The 21,356-nt window shown below is 55.2% G+C and carries 24 protein-coding genes; 5 read left to right on the forward strand and 19 right to left on the reverse strand.

The genetic code is table 11. The features are described 5' to 3' along the window. Positions 1 to 554 precede the first annotated feature (554 nt). Positions 555 to 1,019, reverse strand: a complete 465-nt coding sequence (locus FHW76_RS23120; protein WP_012967186.1) for an OB-fold putative lipoprotein — start codon at positions 1,017 to 1,019, stop codon at positions 555 to 557. A gap of 311 nt (positions 1,020 to 1,330) precedes the next feature. Here FHW76_RS23120 and FHW76_RS23125 point away from each other — a divergent pair, with 311 nt between their 5' ends. After that, the gene (locus tag FHW76_RS23125; RefSeq protein ID WP_008806593.1) at positions 1,331 to 1,741 is read left to right on the forward strand and encodes a Spy/CpxP family protein refolding chaperone; all 411 of its coding nucleotides are present in this window, start codon (positions 1,331 to 1,333) and stop codon (positions 1,739 to 1,741) included. A gap of 73 nt (positions 1,742 to 1,814) precedes the next feature. On the opposite strand, the gene FHW76_RS23130 is transcribed toward FHW76_RS23125, so the two are convergent. Both FHW76_RS23130 and FHW76_RS23135 read right to left on the reverse strand, forming a co-directional pair. Beyond that, positions 1,815 to 1,982 (reverse strand): hypothetical protein, encoded by a 168-nt coding sequence (locus FHW76_RS23130; RefSeq protein ID WP_008806592.1) that lies wholly within the window; start codon positions 1,980 to 1,982, stop codon positions 1,815 to 1,817. Between the two features lie 24 nt (positions 1,983 to 2,006). Then, on the reverse strand, positions 2,007 to 2,708 hold the full coding sequence (locus tag FHW76_RS23135; protein ID WP_008806591.1) for a pirin family protein: 702 nt from the start codon (positions 2,706 to 2,708) through the stop codon (positions 2,007 to 2,009). 104 nt (positions 2,709 to 2,812) lie between these two features. Between FHW76_RS23135 and FHW76_RS23140 the strand changes: the two genes are divergently transcribed. Continuing rightward, on the forward strand, positions 2,813 to 3,709 hold the full coding sequence (locus tag FHW76_RS23140) for a LysR family transcriptional regulator (RefSeq protein WP_004144865.1): 897 nt from the start codon (positions 2,813 to 2,815) through the stop codon (positions 3,707 to 3,709). 41 nt (positions 3,710 to 3,750) lie between these two features. On the opposite strand, the gene FHW76_RS23145 is transcribed toward FHW76_RS23140, so the two are convergent. The 11 genes from FHW76_RS23145 to FHW76_RS23195 form a co-directional block, all read right to left on the reverse strand. Beyond that, positions 3,751 to 4,119: a DUF805 domain-containing protein gene (locus FHW76_RS23145; protein WP_008806590.1), complete on the reverse strand. Its 369-nt coding sequence runs from the start codon at positions 4,117 to 4,119 to the stop codon at positions 3,751 to 3,753. Between the two features lie 126 nt (positions 4,120 to 4,245). Next, complete coding sequence (locus tag FHW76_RS23150) at positions 4,246 to 5,232, reverse strand: glutathione S-transferase family protein (RefSeq protein ID WP_008806589.1); 987 nt, start codon at positions 5,230 to 5,232, stop codon at positions 4,246 to 4,248. 75 nt (positions 5,233 to 5,307) lie between these two features. Next, a complete protein-coding gene (locus tag FHW76_RS23155; protein WP_002917920.1) occupies positions 5,308 to 5,700 on the reverse strand; it encodes a DoxX family protein in 393 nt (130 codons plus the stop codon). 357 nt (positions 5,701 to 6,057) lie between these two features. Beyond that, a complete protein-coding gene (locus FHW76_RS23160; RefSeq protein ID WP_008806588.1) occupies positions 6,058 to 6,354 on the reverse strand; it encodes a YqjK-like family protein in 297 nt (98 codons plus the stop codon). Continuing rightward, positions 6,351 to 6,749 carry a phage holin family protein gene (locus tag FHW76_RS23165; RefSeq protein WP_008806587.1) on the reverse strand — a complete coding sequence of 133 codons (399 nt, stop codon included), beginning with the start codon at positions 6,747 to 6,749 and terminating at the stop codon, positions 6,351 to 6,353. The genes FHW76_RS23160 and FHW76_RS23165 overlap by 4 nt, the downstream gene beginning before the upstream one ends. Positions 6,750 to 6,751: 2 nt before the next feature. After that, positions 6,752 to 7,057, reverse strand: a complete 306-nt coding sequence (locus FHW76_RS23170) for a YqjD family protein (RefSeq protein ID WP_008806586.1) — start codon at positions 7,055 to 7,057, stop codon at positions 6,752 to 6,754. A 45-nt stretch (positions 7,058 to 7,102) separates the two neighbouring features. After that, positions 7,103 to 7,471, reverse strand: coding sequence for a DUF1090 domain-containing protein (locus FHW76_RS23175; RefSeq protein WP_008806585.1), 369 nt, complete (start codon positions 7,469 to 7,471; stop codon positions 7,103 to 7,105). Between the two features lie 149 nt (positions 7,472 to 7,620). Then, positions 7,621 to 7,998 carry an EnvZ/OmpR regulon moderator MzrA gene (gene mzrA / locus FHW76_RS23180; RefSeq protein ID WP_162493301.1) on the reverse strand — a complete coding sequence of 126 codons (378 nt, stop codon included), beginning with the start codon at positions 7,996 to 7,998 and terminating at the stop codon, positions 7,621 to 7,623. Between the two features lie 8 nt (positions 7,999 to 8,006). Beyond that, positions 8,007 to 8,669, reverse strand: coding sequence for a DedA family general envelope maintenance protein YqjA (gene yqjA / locus FHW76_RS23185; RefSeq protein WP_004206121.1), 663 nt, complete (start codon positions 8,667 to 8,669; stop codon positions 8,007 to 8,009). Positions 8,670 to 9,010: 341 nt separating this feature from the next. After that, on the reverse strand, positions 9,011 to 9,787 hold the full coding sequence (gene exuR / locus FHW76_RS23190; RefSeq protein WP_012967188.1) for a transcriptional regulator ExuR: 777 nt from the start codon (positions 9,785 to 9,787) through the stop codon (positions 9,011 to 9,013). A 127-nt stretch (positions 9,788 to 9,914) separates the two neighbouring features. Next, a complete protein-coding gene (locus tag FHW76_RS23195) occupies positions 9,915 to 11,216 on the reverse strand; it encodes an MFS transporter (RefSeq protein ID WP_008806582.1) in 1,302 nt (433 codons plus the stop codon). Positions 11,217 to 11,698: 482 nt separating this feature from the next. Here FHW76_RS23195 and uxaC point away from each other — a divergent pair, with 482 nt between their 5' ends. The 3 genes from uxaC to FHW76_RS23210 all read left to right on the forward strand — a co-directional run bounded on the left by uxaC (position 11,699) and on the right by FHW76_RS23210 (position 15,301). After that, positions 11,699 to 13,111: a glucuronate isomerase gene (uxaC, locus tag FHW76_RS23200; protein WP_012967190.1), complete on the forward strand. Its 1,413-nt coding sequence runs from the start codon at positions 11,699 to 11,701 to the stop codon at positions 13,109 to 13,111. Positions 13,112 to 13,129: 18 nt separating this feature from the next. Then, on the forward strand, positions 13,130 to 14,617 hold the full coding sequence (locus FHW76_RS23205; protein WP_101837308.1) for a UxaA family hydrolase: 1,488 nt from the start codon (positions 13,130 to 13,132) through the stop codon (positions 14,615 to 14,617). A 129-nt stretch (positions 14,618 to 14,746) separates the two neighbouring features. After that, complete coding sequence (locus FHW76_RS23210; RefSeq protein ID WP_012540497.1) at positions 14,747 to 15,301, forward strand: YgjV family protein; 555 nt, start codon at positions 14,747 to 14,749, stop codon at positions 15,299 to 15,301. A 15-nt stretch (positions 15,302 to 15,316) separates the two neighbouring features. Here FHW76_RS23210 and sstT read toward each other — a convergent pair whose 3' ends face one another. The 5 genes from sstT to FHW76_RS23235 form a co-directional block, all read right to left on the reverse strand. Beyond that, positions 15,317 to 16,564, reverse strand: coding sequence for a serine/threonine transporter SstT (gene sstT / locus FHW76_RS23215; protein WP_008806578.1), 1,248 nt, complete (start codon positions 16,562 to 16,564; stop codon positions 15,317 to 15,319). Positions 16,565 to 16,795: 231 nt separating this feature from the next. Further along, complete coding sequence (locus tag FHW76_RS23220; protein WP_004188496.1) at positions 16,796 to 17,767, reverse strand: TerC family protein; 972 nt, start codon at positions 17,765 to 17,767, stop codon at positions 16,796 to 16,798. 271 nt (positions 17,768 to 18,038) lie between these two features. Further along, complete coding sequence (locus tag FHW76_RS23225) at positions 18,039 to 19,028, reverse strand: Gfo/Idh/MocA family protein (RefSeq protein WP_012967191.1); 990 nt, start codon at positions 19,026 to 19,028, stop codon at positions 18,039 to 18,041. Between the two features lie 73 nt (positions 19,029 to 19,101). After that, the gene (locus FHW76_RS23230; protein ID WP_008806575.1) at positions 19,102 to 19,602 is read right to left on the reverse strand and encodes a M48 family metallopeptidase; all 501 of its coding nucleotides are present in this window, start codon (positions 19,600 to 19,602) and stop codon (positions 19,102 to 19,104) included. A gap of 78 nt (positions 19,603 to 19,680) precedes the next feature. Further along, complete coding sequence (locus FHW76_RS23235) at positions 19,681 to 21,324, reverse strand: glycoside hydrolase family 43 protein (protein WP_012967192.1); 1,644 nt, start codon at positions 21,322 to 21,324, stop codon at positions 19,681 to 19,683. Positions 21,325 to 21,356: the final 32 nt, after the last annotated feature.

Consider the following 21,356-nt stretch of genomic DNA (forward strand, 5'->3'; position numbering starts at 1 on the left):
CCGGCGGGGTTTTTGCTATCTGAATCCGTGACTCGGATGAATGACTGTCCACGACGCTATACCAGAAGAACGCGGCTTATCGGTCAGTTTCACCTTTTTATGTCAAAACCCCGCTCCGGCGGGGTTTTTGCTATCTGAATCCGTGACTCGGATGAATAACTGTCCACGACGCTATACCAAAAGAACGCGGCTTATCGGTCAGTTTCACCTTTTTATGTCAAAACCCCGCTCCGGCGGGGTTTTTGCTATCTGAATCCGTGACTCGGATGAATAACTGTCCACGACGCTATACCAAAAGAACGCGGCTTATCGGTCAGTTTCACCTTTTTATGTCAAAACCCCGCTCCGGCGGGGTTTTTGCTATCTGAATCCGTGACTCGGATGAATAACTGTCCACGACGCTATACCAAAAGAACGCGGCTTATCGGTCAGTTTCACCTCTTTATGTCAAAACCCCGCTCCGGCGGGGTTTTTGCTATTCGAATACCGAAAGCAGGATGAATGACTGTCCACGACGCTATACCAAAAGAACGCGGCTTATTGGTCAGTTACCGTTATTTAACCACCTTAGGATTCTGTAGCGTCGGGATCGTGGAATCTTGTACCTGATGAACCTGACCGACGATCGTGGCGATGCTGCCGTTGCTTAACGCCTCAACGTCTGCGCTGTTATGTGAGCCAAAATTGAAGGTCAGACGTTTATCCGTTTTATTCTGTTCATCTCGCATGGTCACGGTAAAATAGTAGCTGCCGGCGATACCGCTCATTCGGCGAATGTCGACAATCACGCCGCGCACCTTGACCCATTTGCCCAGATAATCGCTGCTGGCCTTCGCCGGGTTGAGGGTAAACGGCTGCAGGAACTGGGCGACTGAATACGTCTGCATCGAAGCGACGGCGTCATCTCCCGGTTGAAATAATTTGTCTCCCGCGGAATAAAAGGCTTTAGACGCCAGGCCGCAGCCGCTTAACAGCGAGATGACAAAAAACAGCGGTAATACGCGAGTGCGTAATAACATAACTATCTCCTTATATATTTTAAAAATGATATCCCTGCTTTTATGTATGACATCTTTCTCGCTAATTAAATAAAGTAACCGTGGCTACTGTCAATTAATTTCCGTGATAAGCGCTAAAGTCATTTTATATAAACGTGGTATTTTTCATATGAATTCATTTGGTGAGAACATTTGAATTTCTTATGTATTGAATGGTTTGTGATCAGGTGCACGCTGTGAATAATCTTTAGGTATTATTTTTTACATTTATTCACTACCAACTGTAAAATAATAAACCGCTATTTCAGACACTTTCACTTCAGGATAAAACAATGAAATTAATGACCCGTATTGCGTTTGCAGCCCTTCTGACTACCGGTTTCTCTCTGTCTGCGCAAGCCGCGGACGTGCAGGCGGCGCCAGCGCCGGCGCAGGACCCTATTGTCCAGCACTTAAAACTCACCAGCGATCAGGTTGCGAAAATTAAAAGCCTGCATCAGCAACTGGAAAATAATGTTCAACAGATTTCGCAGCAAGACATTAAAGATGGCGCCCTGATTAACGTGATTGATTCCGGAAAATGGGATGAAAAGGCGGTCAAGGATCAGCTGGCTGCCTTCAGTAAGATCGATCAGCAGGTGCGTTATTACCGCGTGAAGTATTATTTCGATGTGAATCAGGTCCTGACGCCGGAGCAGCGTACCCAGGTGAAAAAAGATCTTGCCGACGCGCTGAGCGAATAATGCCATCGGCCCCTTTCGGGGCCGATATTATCTTCAGGCTATAAACGAAAATCGAATCATTGATATTGCCTTTTCAGGCGAGACTTTCTTCATCCCGCAGACGAATCTCCGCTTCGACAACAATGGCTTCCAGTTCGCTCAGCATCTCATCATAACCAAAGCTGACGACGCCGGCGGTTTCCGGCTGCGTCGGGGCTGATGGCGTCGGGGACGCCTTTTTTCTGTTTTTCTTTTTACTCACTGACAGACTCCATCCCTTCCGTTGTTACACCGGTAAATCTATCAGCAAAGCGCGCAGCGGCGTATCGGCGACGAGGGTAATGTTAGCTTCGTCACGAATAAATGCGCCGTCACCACAGGTGAGAGCCTGTTTTTGTTGTTCCTGCGCGACGGCATGGACGGTGCCGTGGATTGACTGCAGGTAAGCGCGTGGGCCATGCAGCTGCACGCTAATCTGCTCTCCTTTCTCCAGTGCGATATGGTAGACCCAGGCCTGCTGGCGAAGCTGGAGACTGCCGTTCTCTCCCTCCGGCGAGGCCAGCAGCTGCAGCGGTGCGCTCACCACTTCGGTTTTCTGCTGTAGCGGGTTTTCCCGCTGCGGGCAAGCGTCGAGCCACAGCTGCATTCGCGTTAACGACTGCTCTTTGCTCAGATTATGCTCGCTATAGCTCACGCCAGGCTGGGTGGCGATAAGCAGCGCTTCACCGGCTTTGGCCTGCACGTGGTTGCCGTCGCTGTCGCGATATTCTGCTTCGCCTTCCAGAATCAGGTTCAGGATATCGACTTTTGGGTACGTCCTGGCCTGGAAGGAAGCGCCGGGCGCCAGCACTTCCTGGTTGAGGACGCGCAAGGACGCGAAGCCCAGTAATTTCGGGTCGAAGTAGTGGCCAAAGGAGAAGGTGTAGCGGGCCTGCAGCCAGCCGAAGTCTGCTTGTCCGCATTGTTTGGCTGTTCGGGTAGTAATCATGTTCTTGACCTCTCTTTACACTAAATCAATGGTAAAGGTATGGACGCTGTATTGTTAGCCAGATATTCTGCCCGGTATGTTCAAATTTCCTGAATGAGAAAGCGATGGCCAAAGAGAGAGCATTAACGCTGGAAGCGTTGCGTGTGATGGATGCGATCGACCGCCGTGGGAGCTTTGCTGCCGCGGCTGATGAGCTGGGACGCGTGCCTTCCGCCCTGAGCTATACCATGCAAAAACTGGAAGAGGAGCTGGACGTGGTGCTGTTTGACCGCTCAGGTCATCGCACGAAGTTCACCAACGTTGGACGGATGCTCCTGGAACGCGGGCGCGTGCTGCTCGAAGCGGCGGATAAACTCACCACCGATGCGGAAGCGTTGTCGCGCGGTTGGGAAACCCACCTGACGATCGTCACCGAAGCGCTGGTGCCCACCCCGGATCTGTTTCCGCTAATTGAAAAACTGGCGACCAAATCTAATACGCAGTTGTCGATTATCACCGAGGTGCTGGCCGGCGCCTGGGAGCGGCTGGAGCAGGGGCGGGCGGATATTGTTGTCGCGCCGGATATGCATTTTCGTTCCTCCTCGGAGATTAACTCGCGCAAACTCTATTCGGTGCTCAGTGTGTACGTCGCGGCGCCGGATCACCCGATCCACCAGGAGCCGGAACCGCTCTCGGAAGTGACCCGCGTGAAATACCGCGGCGTCGCAGTAGCGGATACCGCACGCGAGCGGCCCGTCCTTACCGTTCAGCTGCTGGATAAACAGCCGCGCTTAACGGTGAGTACCATTGAAGATAAGCGCCAGGCACTGCTGGCCGGGCTAGGCGTGGCGACCATGCCCTATCCGCTGGTGGAGAAGGATATTGCCGAAGGGCGTCTGCGGGTCGTCAGCCCGGAATACACCAATGAAATTGACATAATCATGGCCTGGCGGCGGGACAGTATGGGCGAGGCGAAGTCCTGGTGTCTGCGCGAAATCCCTAAGCTGTTTGCGGGACGCTAGTCGAGAAGACGCTCCTCCCGCTAGCGGGAGGAGCGGGAAGATTAATAGGAGAAGGGTTTCGGATCGGGTCCGAAGCGATTGTTGCCTTCGGTGCCGCGCTGGCAGTTAAAGATCAGGATCACCAGCCAGCCGATGACCGGGATCAACAGCAGCAGCAGCCACCAGGCTGAGCGGTCGGTGTCATGCAGACGCCGAAACTGCACCGCCCACCACGGTAAAAAGACCAGTACGCCATAGATGGTCGTCAGAATGCCTTCGCCGCCCGCCCGCTGCCAGCCCAGCATTTTATCGATGATGCTCAATACGCCGGTCAGGATGAGGTTGACCAGAATAAACATCCAGTACTCTTTGCGCCGCGCACGGCCGCCAAATCCTATATAGTTTTTTAATGCCTTGAGATACCAGTCCATTTCTACGCCTCAATTAACCGTCAATCACTTGTTTTTTAAGCGATCGCAATAAGAATAGACGTGAATGAATGGTGGGTAAATATCTGTTTTCTGAATTATTGGGCGCCATCACTGGCGCCCGAAAGATCAACGGAAGCGCTGATCGCGGCCGTGGGGTTCGTTGAGATCCTGTTGCGGTCCAATGGAGATAATGCCGGTTGGATTAATGGTTTTATGGCTGCGGTAATAGTGGTGGCGGATATGCGGAATACTCACCGTCTCCGCGATGCCGGGCATCTGGTAGATATCGCGCAGAAAACCGTACAGGTTGAGGTAATCGCTAATGCGCCGTTTGTCGCATTTAAAATGCGTCACATATACCGGGTCGAACCGTACCAGCGTGGTCCACAGGCGAATATCGGCTTCCGTCAGCTGATTTCCCGTCAGGTAACGATGCTGACCGAGGATCTGCTCCAGCCGCTCCAGTGAAGTAAAGACCGCCTCGACCGCTTCGTCGTAAGCCTGCTGGCTGGTGGCAAAGCCGGCCTTATACACGCCGTTGTTGACGTTGTCGTAGATCCAGCCGTTCAGTTCATCGATTTTTTCCCGCAGCGCCGGCGGATAGTAATCCCCGGCTCTGGCGCCCAGACCATCGAAGGCGGTATTAAACATGCGGATGATTTCTGCCGACTCATTGCTGACGATGGTCTGCTGCTTTTTGTCCCACAATACCGGGACCGTGACGCGACCGGTATAGTGCGGGTCAGCCTGCAGATAGAGCTGATAGAGGAACTGATGATGATAGAGCTGGTCGCCGGTAGCACCAGGGAAATCATCGGCGAAGGTCCAGCCGTTTTCCAGCATCAGCGGATTGACCACGGAGACGGATATAAAGGGTTCCAGTCCTTTCAGCTTGCGCAGAATTAACGTGCGGTGCGCCCACGGGCAGGCTAAAGAAACATACAGATGATAACGGTCTTTTTCCGCGGCAAAGCCACCTTCGCCCGCAGGCCCCGGCGCGCCATCGGCCGTGAGCCAGTTACGGAAGGCCGAAACGGAACGCTTGAATCGTCCTCCGGTGGATTTGGTGTCATACCAGGTATCTTGCCAGACGCCGTCGACTAATTGTCCCATTACTTCCTCCTGCAGATAGCAAAAGCGAGGAGATATCCCCTCGCTTTTTTTAGATTTTTACTCAGTATAGTGCGCTTACCACTTTTTATTCAGTACGCGGTCGATGCTGAATGCGCCCGGTCCGGTAATGGCCAGCAGCAGATAACCGCCAGCAATGGTCAGGTTTTTCATGAACATCAGCGAGTTCACGCCTTCCGCAAAGTTGCTGTGGAACAGGAACGCGGTCAGCAGCGTAAAGCCTGCGGTGAACAACGCGGTGGTACGGGTCAGGAAACCGAACAGAATCGCCAGACCGCCGCCGAATTCAAGGAGAATGGTCAGCGGCAGCAGTGCTCCCGGCACGCCCATGGCTTCCATATACTGCTGGGTTCCGGCGTAACCAGTGATTTTGCCCCATCCAGCAGTGATAAACAGAATCGGCATCAGAATACGCGCTACCAGTACACCAACATCTTCTAATTTTTTCATTTCTTACTCCAGAAAACCCAAAGGGGCGGCAGTTTTGTTTTTTAGCGCAATCCCGCGTGGTTACACGGTGTTGCTGTCGATGGAGAGGATAGTAACGAGGCGGAGAGGGAATTGTTAGCAAGGAAAACTGTAGATCTTCTTCAAAGTTTCTGAGCAATAAGTGCGGTGAGGAGAAATTTTCTGGCGACGAGGGGAACTACCCGTCCCGATATCGGGTGGCTGAGCGGAATGAATTGAGATCTGAGGGGGGCTAACCGCGGGTTGCGGCGAAGGCCCCGTCTGCCGCGAACGGCGTATTGTATCGGACGGGGAAATGGCAGAGCGGGGCGCCGGGATAAGCGCCCGCGCTCCGGGCTGCTAGTGTGTTGACGACTGGCGCAGGATCCCGCGGACCATCCGCCAGGTGCTCCACAGTCCGAGACCGCGTTTGGTCCAGCGCATCAAAAAGTGCGGGTGTCGTATGGACCAGACGGCCATCAAACCGCTGCCAACCATCAGCCACGAACGTAAACTCAGCAGCGTATGCCAGCCGCGATCGAGGGGCGCTGTCGCCTCCAGCCAGTGGCGACGACAGGCGCTAAGCTCCAGTCGTTGCTGCTGGATCTGGCGCAGCAGCAGCGCCTTTTGCCGTTCACGCTCCTGTCGGCCATTCACGGTTTATCGTCCTCCAGAAGGGCACGGTCGTTCTCCAGCTCTTTACGCGTCAGGCGCAGCAGCGTGGAGCGGCGCGCCTTACGTAGGGTAAGGATACCCACGATCGCGGCGGCGAGGAGCAGAACGACGGTGGTGGCGATCATGACGTGCAGGCGGTACTGGGCGTCAACGGCCCAGATAACCAGCACCAGCAGACTCATGAGGCCAAACGCGGCAAACAGCAGCGTCAGTCCGGTCATGATCAGCAGCTGGAAGAGGTTGGCTTTCTCCTCCTCCAGCTCCACGACGACCAGGCGCAGCCGTGTTTCCACCATTTCGGCCAGCAGCGTGACGATACGCTGGCCAATGGAGAACACGCGCTGGCCTGGCCCCTGCGTGTGTTGAGTATTCGCCATAATCAGCGACGCGACAGCAGGACACCCAGCACCAGCCCGACGGCGGCACCAATCCCGACTCCTGTCCACGGATTTTCGCGAACATAATCATCCGCCCGCGCGGCGGTCTCGCGCGTTTGACGCAAAATCGCATCGCTGGTTTCACCCAGGCGGGCACGACTCTCTTTTAGCGCGCTCTCTGCTTTACTACGCAGTTTACCAATCTCTTCTTTCGACTTGTCCGCCGAGGAATTCAGAACTTCCTCCAGGGTATCCGCCAGCGTTTTCAGTTCTGCACGAAGGTCGTCAGTCACATTCTCTTTAGCCATGTCGTTCTCCTGTAGCGTGGTCCGTGTTGCGAAAGTTAACTGTTATTAGTAGTCCCGAGACTCCAGCGTTTTTAACTCCTGTTGCGCTTCATTGAGTTTATGCTGGCGTTTGTTGATTTTGTCCGCATCGCCTTTCTTCCGGGCTTCCTGCAGATCGCGCTGACGTTCAGCGATCTCTTCCCGCTGTTTGGCAATTTTTTGCTGATGATCGGCTTTGAGTTTACTGTCGCTGCAGTTTTCCCGTACCTGACGTAGCGCGGTATTTAGCCCATCAATGCGACTTTGATTATGATGCTTTTCGGCATAGCTGATCTCTCGTTGAATATCCTGCTCTTTTTCCTGGCAGGGAGAGGCTGCTATGGCGCTGGCGCTAAGTGAAGTCAGGGCCAGAAGCAGAGCGATGCGGTGTTTCATGGATAGTACCTTCCATTGTCTGAGGGTATATCCGGAGGATATACCCGTTCCCGATGGTGAACGGGAATGCGTTGATTCCCGCAGGTTTAAGCATAGTAACAAATGCAGGAAACCACCAGACTGCGTAAAAAACGCAGTACGGTGGTAGTTTACCCGAGCCGGTGAGGCGCGTCGCGCAGACGGGATAACCAGGCGGTGGCCGAGTTATCGTCCTCCAGCAGGGCAATAATATAACCATGTGGCAGAGCGCGACCGAGAACCTCTTTCGCCGCCGCGCCCTGGGCGGTGGAGTCGAACTTAATCAGCAGGCCATCTTTTTGCGGCGTAATGCTCTTAAAGCGGATACCGTTGGCGTCGAGATGATGCCAGACGGAGAAGCCGTCCGGCATGCTGACGCCCTGGCCAACCGGACGGATCGCCAGCGTGGCCTCCTGCTGCTGCACTGCCAGCCAGAGCCAGAACAGCGCGCAGAGCACAAGAGAGCCACCCAGCAGCCAGCTCAGCTGGCGCAGGGAGGGGCGTTTAATGACCATCATTAGCCCCGGCTTCTGTATTTTTTCTTCCACAGCACCACCAGCGAGCCGATCAGTCCGAAGACCAGCAGCGCGACCGGAAGGAGCATCAGGCAGGACATCAGCTGATCTTCATACTTGAGGAATACCGGGGTTTTGCCCAGCAGATAGCCCAGCGAGGTCAGGATGAGCACCCACAGCAGGCCGCTCATCCAGTTAAAGAACTGAAAGCGAGCGTTATTGAGGCCTGAAAGGCCGGCAATCGTCGGCAACAGCGTACGCACGAAGGCGATAAAGCGGCCGATCAGCAGCGCGGAGAGCCCATGCTTATGAAACAGGTGATGCGCGCGTTGATGATAGTGAGAGGGCAGATGCGACAGCCAGTTTTGCACGATCCGCGTATTGCCCAGCCAGCGCCCCTGAATGTAGCTCAGCCAGCAGCCGAGGCTGGCGGCGGCGGTAAGCAGCAGCAAGGTTTCCGGAAAGCCCATCGCCCCTTTGGCGATCAGCACGCCCACGAGCACAAGCAGACTATCCCCCGGTAAAAACGCGGCAGGCAGTAACCCGTTCTCAAGGAACAAAATCATAAACAAGACAAAATACAGCATGCCAATCATGGAGGGATTCGCGAGCGTTTCGTAATCCTGAGCCCACAAGGCATTCAATAACTGGGTTAAAAGTTCCATTCACGATTCCTGGTACATCGGTTAACGGCACGTCTGAGCGCGTGGCATGTTGGGCGACAAGATTTTTATGAGATTTTGGTCGCTGCTTAGGCGCTCTGAACGCTTCCCTGTATAAGACTGAAGTAAGTAAACACTTACCCCCAGAACGGCAAAATGCATCTAATTGTAACAAATCAGCTGACTTTACGTCAGAGAAATTGCAAGGTGTTGCTCGTTGATTTTGCTGATTGCGGCGGTGGGAGGCGAGAGGATTTACACAGGCTGACACTATATATGTTTTACTTACTCCAGCCGGCCTGGGGGGCAGGCGCGCAGGGGCCGCGCGCCGTCAGGATAAGCGCTTATTTCGCGCTGTTGGCCGCCGTATCGAGATGAACTACCGGATTATCGGCAAATAAGTAGCGATCGGCATTAAATTCAAAGTCATCGCTGGTTTCGTTAAACAGCATTTGCTTGGTATTTTCCAGATGCTGCCACATCGCCAGCTTGGCGGCGTTGGGATCTTTACGCAGCAGGGCTTTCAGGATCTGATCGTGATCGTCGCACCAGTTATCGACCGTGCGCAGGTCGATATGCTCATGCAGCTTTTTCCAGTACGGGTTATGCACGCGCTGGGTCCACATTTTTTCCACGATCGCCGCCAGCGCACTGTTCTGCGTGGCCAGCGCCACCTGGACGTGGAACTGGAGATCCCACTCGGAGTCGCGGAAACACTTCTCGTTGCGCGCTTTCTCCTGAATCTCCATCAGCTTCATGATGTCCTGTTTGGTCACCTGAGTCGCCGCGAATTCAGCAATATTGCTTTCAATTAGCTGCCGCGCCTGCAGGAGTTCAAAAGGGCCATAGTTGGCGAATTCAAGGCTTTCATCGGCCACCTGCTGGTACTTGGGATGGTTGGAGATGACATGAATACCCGACCCTTTGCGGACTTCGACATACCCTTCCACTTCCAGCATGATAATGGCTTCACGAACCACGGTGCGGCTGACGTTTTTTTCATCGGCGATAAAGCGCTCGGCGGGCAGCTTATCCCCTACAAGGTAGACACCTTGTTCGATGCGCGTCTTCAGCTCAGCGGCAAGCTGCTGATACAGACGGCGTGGTTCAATGATTTCCATATTCGCTCCCGCAAGATGGCGACAATATTCGATTTGTTATACCACTTTTACACGCTTTCCACCACTGGCAGGCATGAAAAAGCCGCCTGAGAAGGCGGCTCGATAAGCGGTCATATCAGCACATGATCTAACTCTGCGTGGCGGGTTTGCGGCTGCTAAGCGGCGTCGAGTCATCGTCAGCCGGTTTGTTTTTCAGCACCGTCCAGATAACCAGCGCGCCCAGCAGGTCAAAGACGGCCAGTACCGCAAACAGCGGGCTGAAGCCGATGGTGTCTGCCAGCGCGCCGACAACCAGGGCGAACATGGTGCTCGCCAGCCAGGCGGCCATCCCGGTCAGACCGTTGGCGGTAGCGACTTCGTTACGGCCAAAGACGTCGGAAGAGAGGGTGATCAGCGCCCCGGACAGCGCCTGGTGAGCGAACCCGCCGATGCACAGCAGGGCAATCGCCACGTACGGGCTGGTGAACAGGCCGATCATCCCCGGGCCAATCATCAGCAGGGCGCCCATGGTGACCACCATTTTACGCGACACGATCAGGTTGACGCCAAACCAGCGCTGGAACAGCGGCGGCAGGTAACCGCCCACGATGCAGCCGAGGTCGGCGAACAGCATCGGCATCCAGGCGAACATCGCGATCTCTTTCAGGTTAAAGCCGTAAACCTTAAACATGAACAGCGGGATCCAGGCGTTAAAGGTCCCCCAGGCCGGCTCGGCGAGGAAGCGCGGCAGGGCGATACCCCAGAACTGACGGTTGCGCAGGATCTGCCACGGCGACATTTTCTTCGCGTTATTGGTCTGATGCTGAGACTCCTGACCGCCAATGATGTAGTCGCGTTCTTCGTCAGATAATTTTTTCTGGTCGCGCGGGTGTTTGTAGAAGATAAGCCAGGCGATGGCCCAGGCGAAGCTCAATACCCCGGAGATGATGAACGCCATCTGCCAGCTGTGCATGACAATCGCCCACACCACCAACGGCGGCGCGATCATGGCGCCAATAGAGGAACCGACGTTGAAGTAGCCCACCGCGATAGAGCGCTCTTTTGCCGGGAACCATTCAGAACTGGCTTTCAGCCCGGCAGGGATCATCGCGGCTTCCGCTGCGCCGACTGCGCCGCGAGCCAGCGCCAGGCCGCCCCAGCTGCCTGCCAGCGCGGTTGAGCCGCAGAATATCGCCCAGGCGATAGCAAAGAAGGCATAGCCGATTTTGGTCCCGAGAATATCGAGGACGTAACCCGCGACAGGCTGCATGACGGTGTAGGCAGCGGAATAGGCTGCAATGATATAGGAGTACTGTTGAGTCGAGATGTGTAACTCTTCCATCAGCGTCGGCGCGGCCGCCGCCACGGTGTTACGGGTCAGGTAGCCCAGCACGGTGCCTAGCGTCACCAGCGCAATCATGTACCAACGTAACCCTTTAATTTTACGCATGTAAACCTCATCGTCTGTTATCTTTCCGCATCAGGTGCGGCCTTTCCTGACGGCAATACGCGGTCGGGAAAGCGAAACGGAGGGTTCAGGAGGGGGGATCCCCCTCTGGCCCGAACCTTACCATCAGTTGTTATGTTGAAAGTCGGTGTCCATTCCGTATAAGCCGATGCCATAAACACCGGTAATGCATTCCGTCGGTTTATATGTTGCGACGGCAGAAAGATAACTTGTCATACAACTTTAAAAGTTGAGTGCTGTCACAAAAGTGGGAAAGTTAGTGTGGTCTTTAGCCCTTACCGGGAAAGCCAGAGATGGCGCGCCCTGCCGGGGTGTTTTCCAATGAGGCGGTCGTTTTTTTATCGACGTTTATTGATCTAACTCACGAAAAACAGCTCGGTCTGTAGAAATTGGTGTGATAACTTTGTCAGCATTGTAGTCAATCATCTGAAAGGCTCCCGCTACGGAGCGAAGAGGACACGCGAATGACACCGTTTATGACTGAAGATTTTCTACTCGATACCGAATTTGCTCGCCGTCTGTACCACGATTACGCCAAAGATCAGCCGATTTTCGACTACCATTGCCACCTTCCGCCGCAGCAGGTTGCCGAAAACTATCGCTTCAAAAATCTGTATGACATCTGGCTGAAAGGCGATCACTACAAATGGCGCGCAATGCGCACTAACGGCGTACCGGAGCGTCTGTGTACCGGTGATGCGTCCGATCGCGAGAAATTTGACGCCTGGGCGGCAACGGTGCCGCACACTATTGGCAACCCGTTATACCACTGGACCCATTTAGAGCTGCGTCGCCCTTTTGGTATTACAGGTAAGCTGTTGTCTCCATCCACCGCCGATGAGATCTGGGACCAGTGCAATGATTTACTGGCTCAGGACGCCTTCTCCGCCCGCGGGATCATGAAGCAGATGAATGTGAAGATGGTCGGTACCACCGACGATCCGATTGATTCTCTCGAGCACCATGCGGTTGTCGCCAAAGATACCTCCTTTGATATCAAAGTGCTGCCGAGCTGGCGCCCGGATAAAGCATTCAACATTGAACAGGCGACCTTTAATGACTACATGGCGAAGCTGGGTGAGGTGTCCGATACCGATATTCGCCGTTTTGCGGACCTGCAAAGCGCTCTGACCAAACGTCTGGACCACTTTGCCGCACACGGCTGCAAGGTCTCCGACCACGCGCTGGACGTGGTGCTGTTTGCGGAAGCGACCGACGCCGAGCTGGACGCCATTCTGGCGCGCCGTCTGGCTGGCGAGACCCTCAGCGAACACGAAGTGGCGCAGTTCAAAACCGCGGTGCTGGTGTTCCTCGGCGCAGAATATGCCCGTCGCGGTTGGGTACAGCAGTACCATATCGGTGCGCTGCGTAACAACAACCTGCGTCAGTTCAAACTGTTAGGCCCGGATGTGGGCTTCGATTCGATCAACGATCGCCCGATGGCGGAAGAGCTGTCTAAGCTGCTGAGCAAGCAGAACGAAGAAAACCTGCTGCCGAAAACCATTCTCTACTGCCTGAACCCGCGCGATAACGAAGTGCTGGGCACCATGATCGGTAACTTCCAGGGTGAAGGCATGCCAGGCAAGATGCAGTTCGGCTCCGGCTGGTGGTTCAACGATCAGAAAGACGGCATGGAGCGGCAGATGACCCAGCTGGCGCAGCTCGGCCTGCTGAGCCGCTTCGTCGGGATGCTGACCGACAGCCGCAGCTTCCTCTCCTACACGCGCCACGAATACTTCCGCCGCATTCTGTGCCAGATGATCGGCCGCTGGGTGGCTGCCGGCGAAGCGCCTGCGGATATCGCGCTGCTGGGCGAGATGGTGAAAAACATTTGCTTTAACAATGCGCGTGACTATTTCGCCATTGAACTGAACTAAGGCCAGAGGTCGGTTGATATGCAATACATTAAAATCCATTCGCAGGATAACGTCGCGGTCGCGCTGGCGGATATCGCTGCCGGTAGTGTGGTGACGATTGATAAGGATTCGGTCACCCTCGGCCAGGATATCGTTCGCGGCCACAAGTTTGCACTGCGCGCTATCGCGAAAGGGGAAAACGTCGTTAAGTACGGGTTGCCGATTGGCCATGCGCTGGCGGATATCGCGCCGGGCGAGCATGTTCATGCGCACAATACGCGCACCAATCTCAGCGACCTTGACGCGTATCGCTATCAACCGGACCGGGTTGCCCAACCGCCACAGCCTGCGGATCGCGAAGTGCAGATTTATCGTCGCGCTAACGGTGACGTCGGCGTGCGCAATGAGCTGTGGATCCTGCCGACCGTCGGCTGCGTCAACGCGATGGCCAGACAAATGCAGAACCGTTTCCTGAAAGAGACGTATGGCGCTGAGGATATCGATGGGGTGCATCTCTTCAGCCACACCTATGGCTGCTCGCAGCTTGGGGATGACCACATCAACACTCGCACCATGCTGCAAAATATGGTTCGTCACCCGAACGCCGGGGCGGTACTGGTGGTTGGCCTTGGCTGTGAAAACAACCAGGTGGATGCCTTTCGCGAAACGCTGGGCGAGTTTGACCCGCAGCGTGTGCACTTTATGATTTGCCAGCACCAGGACGATGAAGTGGAAGCGGGGGTTGCGCATCTGCATCAGCTGTATGAAGTGATGCGTCAGGATAAACGCCAGCCGGGTAAATTGAGCGAGCTGAAGTTTGGTCTCGAGTGCGGGGGATCGGACGGCCTGTCGGGCATTACCGCTAACCCGATGCTGGGCCGCTTCTCAGACTATGTGATCGCCAACGGCGGCACCACCGTGCTGACCGAAGTGCCGGAGATGTTCGGTGCTGAACAGCTGCTGATGAGTCACTGCCGTGACGAAGCGACCTTCGACAAGCTGGTGACCATGGTCAATGACTTTAAGCAGTACTTTATCGCACACGACCAGCCTATTTACGAAAACCCTTCCCCGGGTAACAAAGCCGGGGGGATCACCACCCTGGAAGATAAGTCGCTGGGCTGTACTCAGAAAGCGGGTTCCAGCCAGGTGGTGGATGTCCTGCGCTACGGCGAGCGCCTGAAGGTTCATGGTCTGAATTTGCTGAGCGCGCCGGGCAACGACGCGGTCGCCACCAGCGCGCTGGCCGGCGCCGGCTGTCATATGGTGTTGTTTAGCACCGGACGTGGCACGCCGTACGGCGGCTTTGTGCCGACGGTGAAGATCGCCACCAACAGCGAACTGGCGGCGAAGAAAAAGCACTGGATCGACTTCGATGCCGGGCAGCTGCTCCATGGCAAAGCGATGCCGCAGCTGCTGGAGGAGTTTGTGGATGCCATTGTGGCTTTCGCTAACGGTAAACCGACCTGTAATGAACAGAATGACTTCCGCGAACTGGCCATCTTTAAAAGCGGTGTTACCCTGTAAAGGTGTATTCACATTGGCGCCCAGGGGTGTAGAACGTGTATCGGCCTGATAGCGTAACGCCATCGGGCTCGTAACAGCGGCGTTTCAGCCAGTGAAGCGCCGTTTGTTTTTTTCAGTCAGGGAGCTTTCATGACCGCGTATTGGCTGGCCCAGGGGGTCGGCGTCATCGCCTTTCTTATCGGCATTACCACCTTTATCAACCGCGATGAACGCCGTTTCAGGCTACAGCTGGCGGTCTATAGCGCTATTATCGGCGTCCATTTTTTCCTGATGGGCGCCGGGTCGGCCGGAATGAGCGCCGGGCTCAATGCGCTACGTACGGTCATTTCCTTACGCACCCGTAGCCTGTGGGTGATGACCGTCTTTATCCTCCTGACGTTGATCCTCGGCCTGGGCAAACTGCAGCATGCCATGGAGCTGCTGCCGATCATTGGCACCGTCGCCAGCACCTGGGCGCTGTTTCGTTGCAAAGGGCTGACTGTCCGCTGCGTGATGTGGTGCTCGACCGCCTGCTGGGTCACGCATAATCTGTGGCTGGGTTCGATTGGTGGGACGCTGATTGAAGGCAGTTTTCTGATCGTCAACGGGCTGAATATCATTCGCTTCCGCCGGATGCAAAAGCGCGGTATCGATCCGTTTAAGGTTGAAAACGCAGTCCAGGAAAAGAGCCCCTCCGCCCGATAGCGGAGGGGAAAGGCATCAGCTGCGCAGGGCGTTTTTCGCCAGCTGGTCATCTTCTGCTATGCAGGCCGCGGCGGTAAACAGGGCGTCGGTGGAGGAGTTGAGCGCCGTTTCGCAGGAATCCTGCAGCACGCCGATAATAAAGCCGACGGCAACCACCTGCATCGCCACATCGTTCGGGATCCCAAACATATTACAGGCCAGCGGGATCAGCAGCAGCGAACCGCCCGCCACGCCGGAGGCGCCGCAGGCGCACAGCGAAGCGACCACGCTCAGCAGCAGCGCCGTCGGCAGATCCACCGGAATATTCAGCGTATGCACCGCCGCCAGCGTCAGCACGGTGATCGTGATCGCCGCGCCCGCCATATTGATGGTCGCCCCCAGCGGAATGGAGACCGAATAGGTATCGCGATCCAGATTCAGCTTTTCACACAGCGCCATATTCACCGGAATATTGGCGGCGGAGCTGCGGGTGAAGAACGCGTAGACGCCGCTTTCGCGCAGGCAGGTCAGCACCAGCGGATAGGGGTTACGGCGGATTTTCCAGAACACCAGCAGCGGGTTAATCACCAGCGCTACCAGCAGCATACAGCCGACCAGCACCAGCAGTAGCTGGGCGTAGCCCCACAGGGTCTCGAAACCGGTGGTCGCCAGGGTGGAAGAGACCAGACCGAAGATCCCCAGCGGTGCAAAACGGATCACCACTTTGACGATGAAGGTCACCGCGTGGGAGACATCGTTGATCAGGTTTTTGGTGGTGTCGTTACCGTGACGCAGGGCGAAGCCCAGCCCCACCGCCCACACCAGAATGCCGATATAGTTGGCGTTCAGCAGGGCGTCGATCGGGTTAGATACCATGCTCATCAGCAGGCCGCGCAGCACTTCGACAATCCCCGACGGCGGCGTGATGCTGTCGGCGGCGGTGGTTAAATGCAGAGTCGACGGAAAGACAAAACTAAACAACACCGCGGTCAGCGCCGCGCTGAAGGTGCCCAGCAGATAGAGAAACAGAATGGGGCGAATACTGGTTTTTTGTCCGTGCTGATGGTTAGCGATGGAGGCCATCACCAGCATCAATACCAGCACCGGCGCCACCGCCTTTAACGCGCCGACGAACAGGGTCCCCAGCAGACCGACGGCAATGGCCGTTGGCTTAGAGACCAGCGCCAGCAGCACGCCAAGCACCAGACCGATTAAAATTTGTTTCACCAGGCTGCCTTGCGCCAGGCGTGAGATCCACCCCGATGGGGGAGTGCGTGTGGTCATAATTCATTCCTTCCAGTGATGTAGCAAGCCATCCCAGCCACGTATTATTTGTTACGTTTATGTCAGGATGTAAGTAGATGTTTGCATAGTCGAGTATACGGAAAGAATGGCGGGCGGGAAGCGTAAAATGCTGTGATTTTAATCTGGATCTTGTTTTTTAACTATGCAGTAACATAACTGTGACATGAGCAGAGATTGCCGTCGGCGATGGCCGACGGCGCGTTGTGCAGATTACTCAGGCAGTTTGCGCTGCTTGTCGTGTTGCTTGTTGACCCAGGCGTTAATCAGCAGCGTGACGGTCAGGATGCCTCCCACCACGCCCAGCGAGATGGCGACCGGGATATGGTAGAAGTCGACGATGAGCATCTTCACGCCAATAAACACCAGGATCACCGACAGACCGTATTTGAGCATCGAGAAGCGCTCGGCGACCCCCGCCAGCAGGAAGTACATCGCGCGCAGGCCGAGAATGGCGAACAGGTTTGAGGTCAGGACGATAAACGGATCGGTGGTGACCGCGAAGATCGCCGGGATACTGTCGACGGCGAAAATCACATCGCTCAGTTCCACCAGGATCAGCACCAGCAGCAGCGGCGTGGCGAACAGCACCCCGTTTTTACGGGTGAAGAAGCGCTCGCTCTCGATTTTATCCGTCATTCGCAGATGGCTGCGGATCCAGCGCACCAGTGGTTTATCGCCGATGCCGGAGTCATCTTCTTTCGCCAGCGCCATCTTCACGCCGGTAAAAAGCAGGAAGGCGCCGAAGACGTACAGCAGCCAGTCAAACTGGGAAATCAGCCAGCTGCCGGCGAAGATCATGATGGTACGCAGAACAATCGCGCCCAGCACGCCATACACCAGTACCCGGCGCTGCAGAGCAGGCGGTACGGCGAAATAGCTGAACAGCATCAACCAGACGAAGACGTTATCGACCGCCAGCGCTTTCTCAATCAGATAACCGGTGAGGAAGGCTAAGGCCTGCGGGTCAGCGACGGCCCGGCCCTGGGTTTGTACCAGATACCACCAGAAGGCGGCGTTGAACAGCAGAGAAAGCGTGACCCAAAGGATTGACCAGCCCGCGGCCTGCTTCATGGTCATGCTATGCGAACCGCGTCGTCCCTGAAGCAGCAGGTCGATTGCCAACATGATCGCGACGACGACAGCGAATCCACCCCATAGCAACGGCGTGCCGACAGTATTCATTTGATATTCCTTACATAAAAACAAAACGGCTGACGTCGGAAGACGGCAGCCGCTGCGCTTTTATGCATAGACCTCGCCTTCCGGCAAGGTCTCACTTACAACAACCAAAGTACATCGCGATGGGCTTTGGTTATTGCCCGGCGACCGGATGCGGTATTGCACGCATCGTAATGACGATCAACCGGCAAGGAAGTTACTCCCCTTTGCACGTAACAAAATATGTCACAGGGCGGTTTTCGTCAATGGCGGCCGGTCCGGCCTTTACACTCTTTTACGCCAGCGGCTGCGTATCGGCCGGGAAGATCACTCCGGTCTGGCGACGAATTTCGCTCGACAGTTTTGCCGTAATACGGCTCACGGTCAGACCCGGGTGATTGACATCCTGTGTCTCCACCAGGCGCGCAAAGGTCTCCGCCTCATACAGCATAGTATTAATGTGCTGGGGCTGCGTCAGGTCCTGGGCTTTACCGCCGCGCGGCACAAACGCCAGCTTCTGGCATTCGGAGATTTTTTCGATCACTAATGTGCCGTCTTCGCCCTGGATTTCACTGGGGATCGCGGAATCGCTAACTTTGGAGTGATGCAGCGTCACGTCGAAGTCGCCATAGCTCAGCACCACGGTGCCCTGGGCGTCTACGCCGCTGTCCAGCAGGCTGGCGGTGGCAAGAACGGCCCGCGGTTCGCCCCATAACGCCACAGCGGACGCCAGGCAATAGAAGCCGATATCCATAATCGAACCGTTAGAGAACGCCGGGTTAAAGGTGTTGGGGTTTTCGCCGTCAAGGTAGCGCTGATAGCGCGAGGAGTACTGACAGTAGTTGATGAAGGCTTTGCGCAGTTTGCCCGCTTTAGGAAGCGTCTCTTTCAGTAGCAGAAAGTTAGGCAGACTGGCGGTTTTAAAGGCTTCAAACAGCACAACGTTATTTTCTTTCGCCAGCGCTATCGCCGCCTCGACTTCCTGCAGGTTCGATGCCAGCGGCTTTTCGCAAATGACGTGCTTTTTGTGGCTCAGGAACAGCCGGGTCTGCGGGAAGTGCAGCGAGTTCGGGCTGGCAATATAGACCGCGTCAACGTCAGGGCTCTGTGCCAGTTCATCGAGCGAGGTAAACAGATGCTCGACCGGATAGTCATTGGCGAAGGCTTGCGCCTGTTCGAGGCTGCGGGAGTAGATGGCGGTAAGTTTATATTTGCCGGTTTCATGGGCGGCATCGACAAACTGCTTGGTGATCCAGTTTGTGCCAACAACTGCGAAACGTATCATAAACGTTGACGAACTCCATTAAAGGGAACCTGTCGTCACTCTATCATGCCATCATGACAAAACCAGTGCGTCACTACGCAGAACGATTTAACGAAAGGTGCGTCAGCCACAGGCGGGTATCGAACTCCAGTTGATGGTACTGTGGCTCCATATGGCAGCACAGTTGATAAAAGGCTTTGTTGTGATCTTTCTCTTTCAAATGCGCCAGTTCATGGACCACGATCATCCGCAGAAAGGCCTCCGGCGCGTCGCGAAACACCGTCGCCACGCGAATTTCCGCTTTGGCTTTCAGCTTACCGCCCTGAACGCGGGAAATCGCGGTATGCAGGCCGAGCGCATTGTTCAGCACGTGGATTTTACTGTCGTACATCACTTTGTTGATCGGCGCCGCTCCGCGCAGAAAGCGGGCCTTCAGATCCTGGGTGTACTGATACAGCGCTTTATCGCTGTTAACGTCATGCCCCTGCGGATAACGCTTTTGCAGCACCTCGCCGAGGCGGTCTTGCTCGATTAAGGTCGTCACCTGCGACAGCAGCGATTCAGGATAGCCATGGAGATAAGGTAATGTGCTCATGTAGCCCGTTTGCGTAATTAAGCGACAACAGCCGGGGATTCTAGCACCCTGTGCGGACAGGATGCCAGAAAGGCATCGTTACTCGATTATCGCGTCTTCATCCGCCCGGTAGCAGAAGAAATCAAACAGCGCCTCTTTGCGATGCAGCATACTATCCACGCAGGCCATGCCGACAAACGCCCCGGTAAACTCGCCGTAGCGGCTGTATTCATCGGAGAAATGCGATGTGTCGTAGACCGCTCCGATGGGGTGATAGTGCTCACCGTCGACAGACCATGAACACTGTACCTCTCGGCCATTAATAGCAATCGCGAGATAGATTTCTCCCTCGGCAAGGCGAATTTTCTGTGGATCGTCGTGACGCTCACCGTTATCCATGTAGATAATAGCCAGTTGCGCCGCGCCAGAGGTTTCATCCCAGGTTTTATGTAAAAACAGATAGTTCATGTTGTCGTAATAGAGCACCAGTCCAGCGCTGTGCTGATAAATCTCCGGGTTAAAATCCATCTTCGTACTGATGTTGGCGTATACCGAGGTCAGCTTTTTCGCCAGCAGACTGACTTTATTGAGCGAGCTCAGCGACTCCTGACCGCGTAGAGCAAGATAGCCTGCTTTACGCGTCAGGCAGGTAAAACGCTGGAAATGGATCCTCGGCGCATAAAACGCGTTATCCACCCTTGGCTCATCAAAATCATCAAGGTCCGCTTTTGGTGGAAACGGGTGCGGCGGCAGACGGGATCCTTCTACCTGATGCTGTGCGAGATGACCCCCAGCGGCCAGGCGCAGCCAGCCATCCTCGCTCCATTCCATCCTTTGGATCGCCGTTTCGCGACCCAGCGGGCAGCGTAGCTCCTGGCGAAACGGACGACTGCAAAGGTGGGTTAGCCAGACTTCACCCGTTGGGGTCTCGACATAGCTACCGTGCCCGGCCTTTTGCAGGTAGGTTTCCGGATTGAAATAGTGGGGCTTGAGATGGCCTGTATCTTTGCGTTCGTTAAAATTCTCTGGCCAGGATGTGACGATTGGATTGAGCGGATCGCCTTGATAGGGGCCAGCGACCTCGGTGGCGCGGGCCATGGTGACAGAATGCCCGTAACCGGTGCCGCCTTCGGCGACCATCAGGTAGTAATAGTCGCCGCGTCTCGTCAGATGCGGCGCTTCAATGCAGCCGCGGTCGGTACCGCCGTGCCAGATGCGCTGCGGGTAGCCGATGACGCTGTGCGTCTGCGGCGAATATTCCACCAGGCAGATCGCTCCCGGTTTTTCATAGCCTTCGCGAGTTTCCCACTCCAGTGAGACGATCCATTTTCTGCCATCGTGGTCGTGCAAAATTGAGGCATCGAATCCAGCAGAATGGAGATAAACGGGGGCGCTCCACGGGCCAGTGATCTCCTCGGCGGTAATAAGATAATTATCAACGTCAAAATAACGGGAGTTCATTGAATTCATAACGCCATAAATGACATAAAACAGCTTTTCTTCTTCGCACCAGGTCAGGCTTGGGGCCCAAATACCTTTGGCAGAAGGCAGTTTTTTTAAGTCTGGGTTATTATCATCGGTAAGCACATGGGTGAGCAATTGCCAATGTTTAAGATCCCTTGAATGATAAACCGGTAGTCCGGGAAACCATTCAAATGATGATACCGCCACATAATAATCATCGCCGCGGCGGCATATACAGGGGTCAGGATTAAAACCTCTAAAGACAGGATTCTGAATCATCGTATTTATCCTTAATGCTCAAAATATAGCAA

This window comes from Klebsiella sp. RC2, assembly GCF_014192815.1.
GTDB lineage: Bacteria > Pseudomonadota > Gammaproteobacteria > Enterobacterales > Enterobacteriaceae > Klebsiella > Klebsiella variicola.

Excerpts from the sequence above, each read along its gene's own strand:
- FHW76_RS23145 (WP_008806590.1), bottom strand. The coding sequence starts at position 4,119 with ATGGACTGGTATCTCAAGGCATTAAAAAACTATATAGGATTTGGCGGC.
- FHW76_RS23150 (WP_008806589.1), bottom strand. The coding sequence starts at position 5,232 with ATGGGACAATTAGTCGACGGCGTCTGGCAAGATACCTGGTATGACACC.
- exuR (WP_012967188.1), bottom strand. The coding sequence starts at position 9,787 with ATGGAAATCATTGAACCACGCCGTCTGTATCAGCAGCTTGCCGCTGAG.
- uxaC (WP_012967190.1), top strand. The coding sequence starts at position 11,699 with ATGACACCGTTTATGACTGAAGATTTTCTACTCGATACCGAATTTGCT.
- FHW76_RS23195 (WP_008806582.1), bottom strand. The coding sequence starts at position 11,216 with ATGCGTAAAATTAAAGGGTTACGTTGGTACATGATTGCGCTGGTGACG.
- FHW76_RS23155 (WP_002917920.1), bottom strand. The coding sequence starts at position 5,700 with ATGAAAAAATTAGAAGATGTTGGTGTACTGGTAGCGCGTATTCTGATG.
- FHW76_RS23140 (WP_004144865.1), top strand. The coding sequence starts at position 2,813 with ATGGCCAAAGAGAGAGCATTAACGCTGGAAGCGTTGCGTGTGATGGAT.
- FHW76_RS23235 (WP_012967192.1), bottom strand. The coding sequence starts at position 21,324 with ATGATTCAGAATCCTGTCTTTAGAGGTTTTAATCCTGACCCCTGTATA.
- sstT (WP_008806578.1), bottom strand. The coding sequence starts at position 16,564 with ATGACCACACGCACTCCCCCATCGGGGTGGATCTCACGCCTGGCGCAA.
- yqjA (WP_004206121.1), bottom strand. The coding sequence starts at position 8,669 with ATGGAACTTTTAACCCAGTTATTGAATGCCTTGTGGGCTCAGGATTAC.
- FHW76_RS23170 (WP_008806586.1), bottom strand. The coding sequence starts at position 7,057 with ATGGCTAAAGAGAATGTGACTGACGACCTTCGTGCAGAACTGAAAACG.
- FHW76_RS23125 (WP_008806593.1), top strand. The coding sequence starts at position 1,331 with ATGAAATTAATGACCCGTATTGCGTTTGCAGCCCTTCTGACTACCGGT.
- FHW76_RS23120 (WP_012967186.1), bottom strand. The coding sequence starts at position 1,019 with ATGTTATTACGCACTCGCGTATTACCGCTGTTTTTTGTCATCTCGCTG.
- FHW76_RS23230 (WP_008806575.1), bottom strand. The coding sequence starts at position 19,602 with ATGAGCACATTACCTTATCTCCATGGCTATCCTGAATCGCTGCTGTCG.
- FHW76_RS23225 (WP_012967191.1), bottom strand. The coding sequence starts at position 19,028 with ATGATACGTTTCGCAGTTGTTGGCACAAACTGGATCACCAAGCAGTTT.
- FHW76_RS23175 (WP_008806585.1), bottom strand. The coding sequence starts at position 7,471 with ATGAAACACCGCATCGCTCTGCTTCTGGCCCTGACTTCACTTAGCGCC.
- FHW76_RS23205 (WP_101837308.1), top strand. The coding sequence starts at position 13,130 with ATGCAATACATTAAAATCCATTCGCAGGATAACGTCGCGGTCGCGCTG.
- FHW76_RS23165 (WP_008806587.1), bottom strand. The coding sequence starts at position 6,749 with ATGGCGAATACTCAACACACGCAGGGGCCAGGCCAGCGCGTGTTCTCC.
- FHW76_RS23210 (WP_012540497.1), top strand. The coding sequence starts at position 14,747 with ATGACCGCGTATTGGCTGGCCCAGGGGGTCGGCGTCATCGCCTTTCTT.
- FHW76_RS23135 (WP_008806591.1), bottom strand. The coding sequence starts at position 2,708 with ATGATTACTACCCGAACAGCCAAACAATGCGGACAAGCAGACTTCGGC.
- FHW76_RS23220 (WP_004188496.1), bottom strand. The coding sequence starts at position 17,767 with ATGAATACTGTCGGCACGCCGTTGCTATGGGGTGGATTCGCTGTCGTC.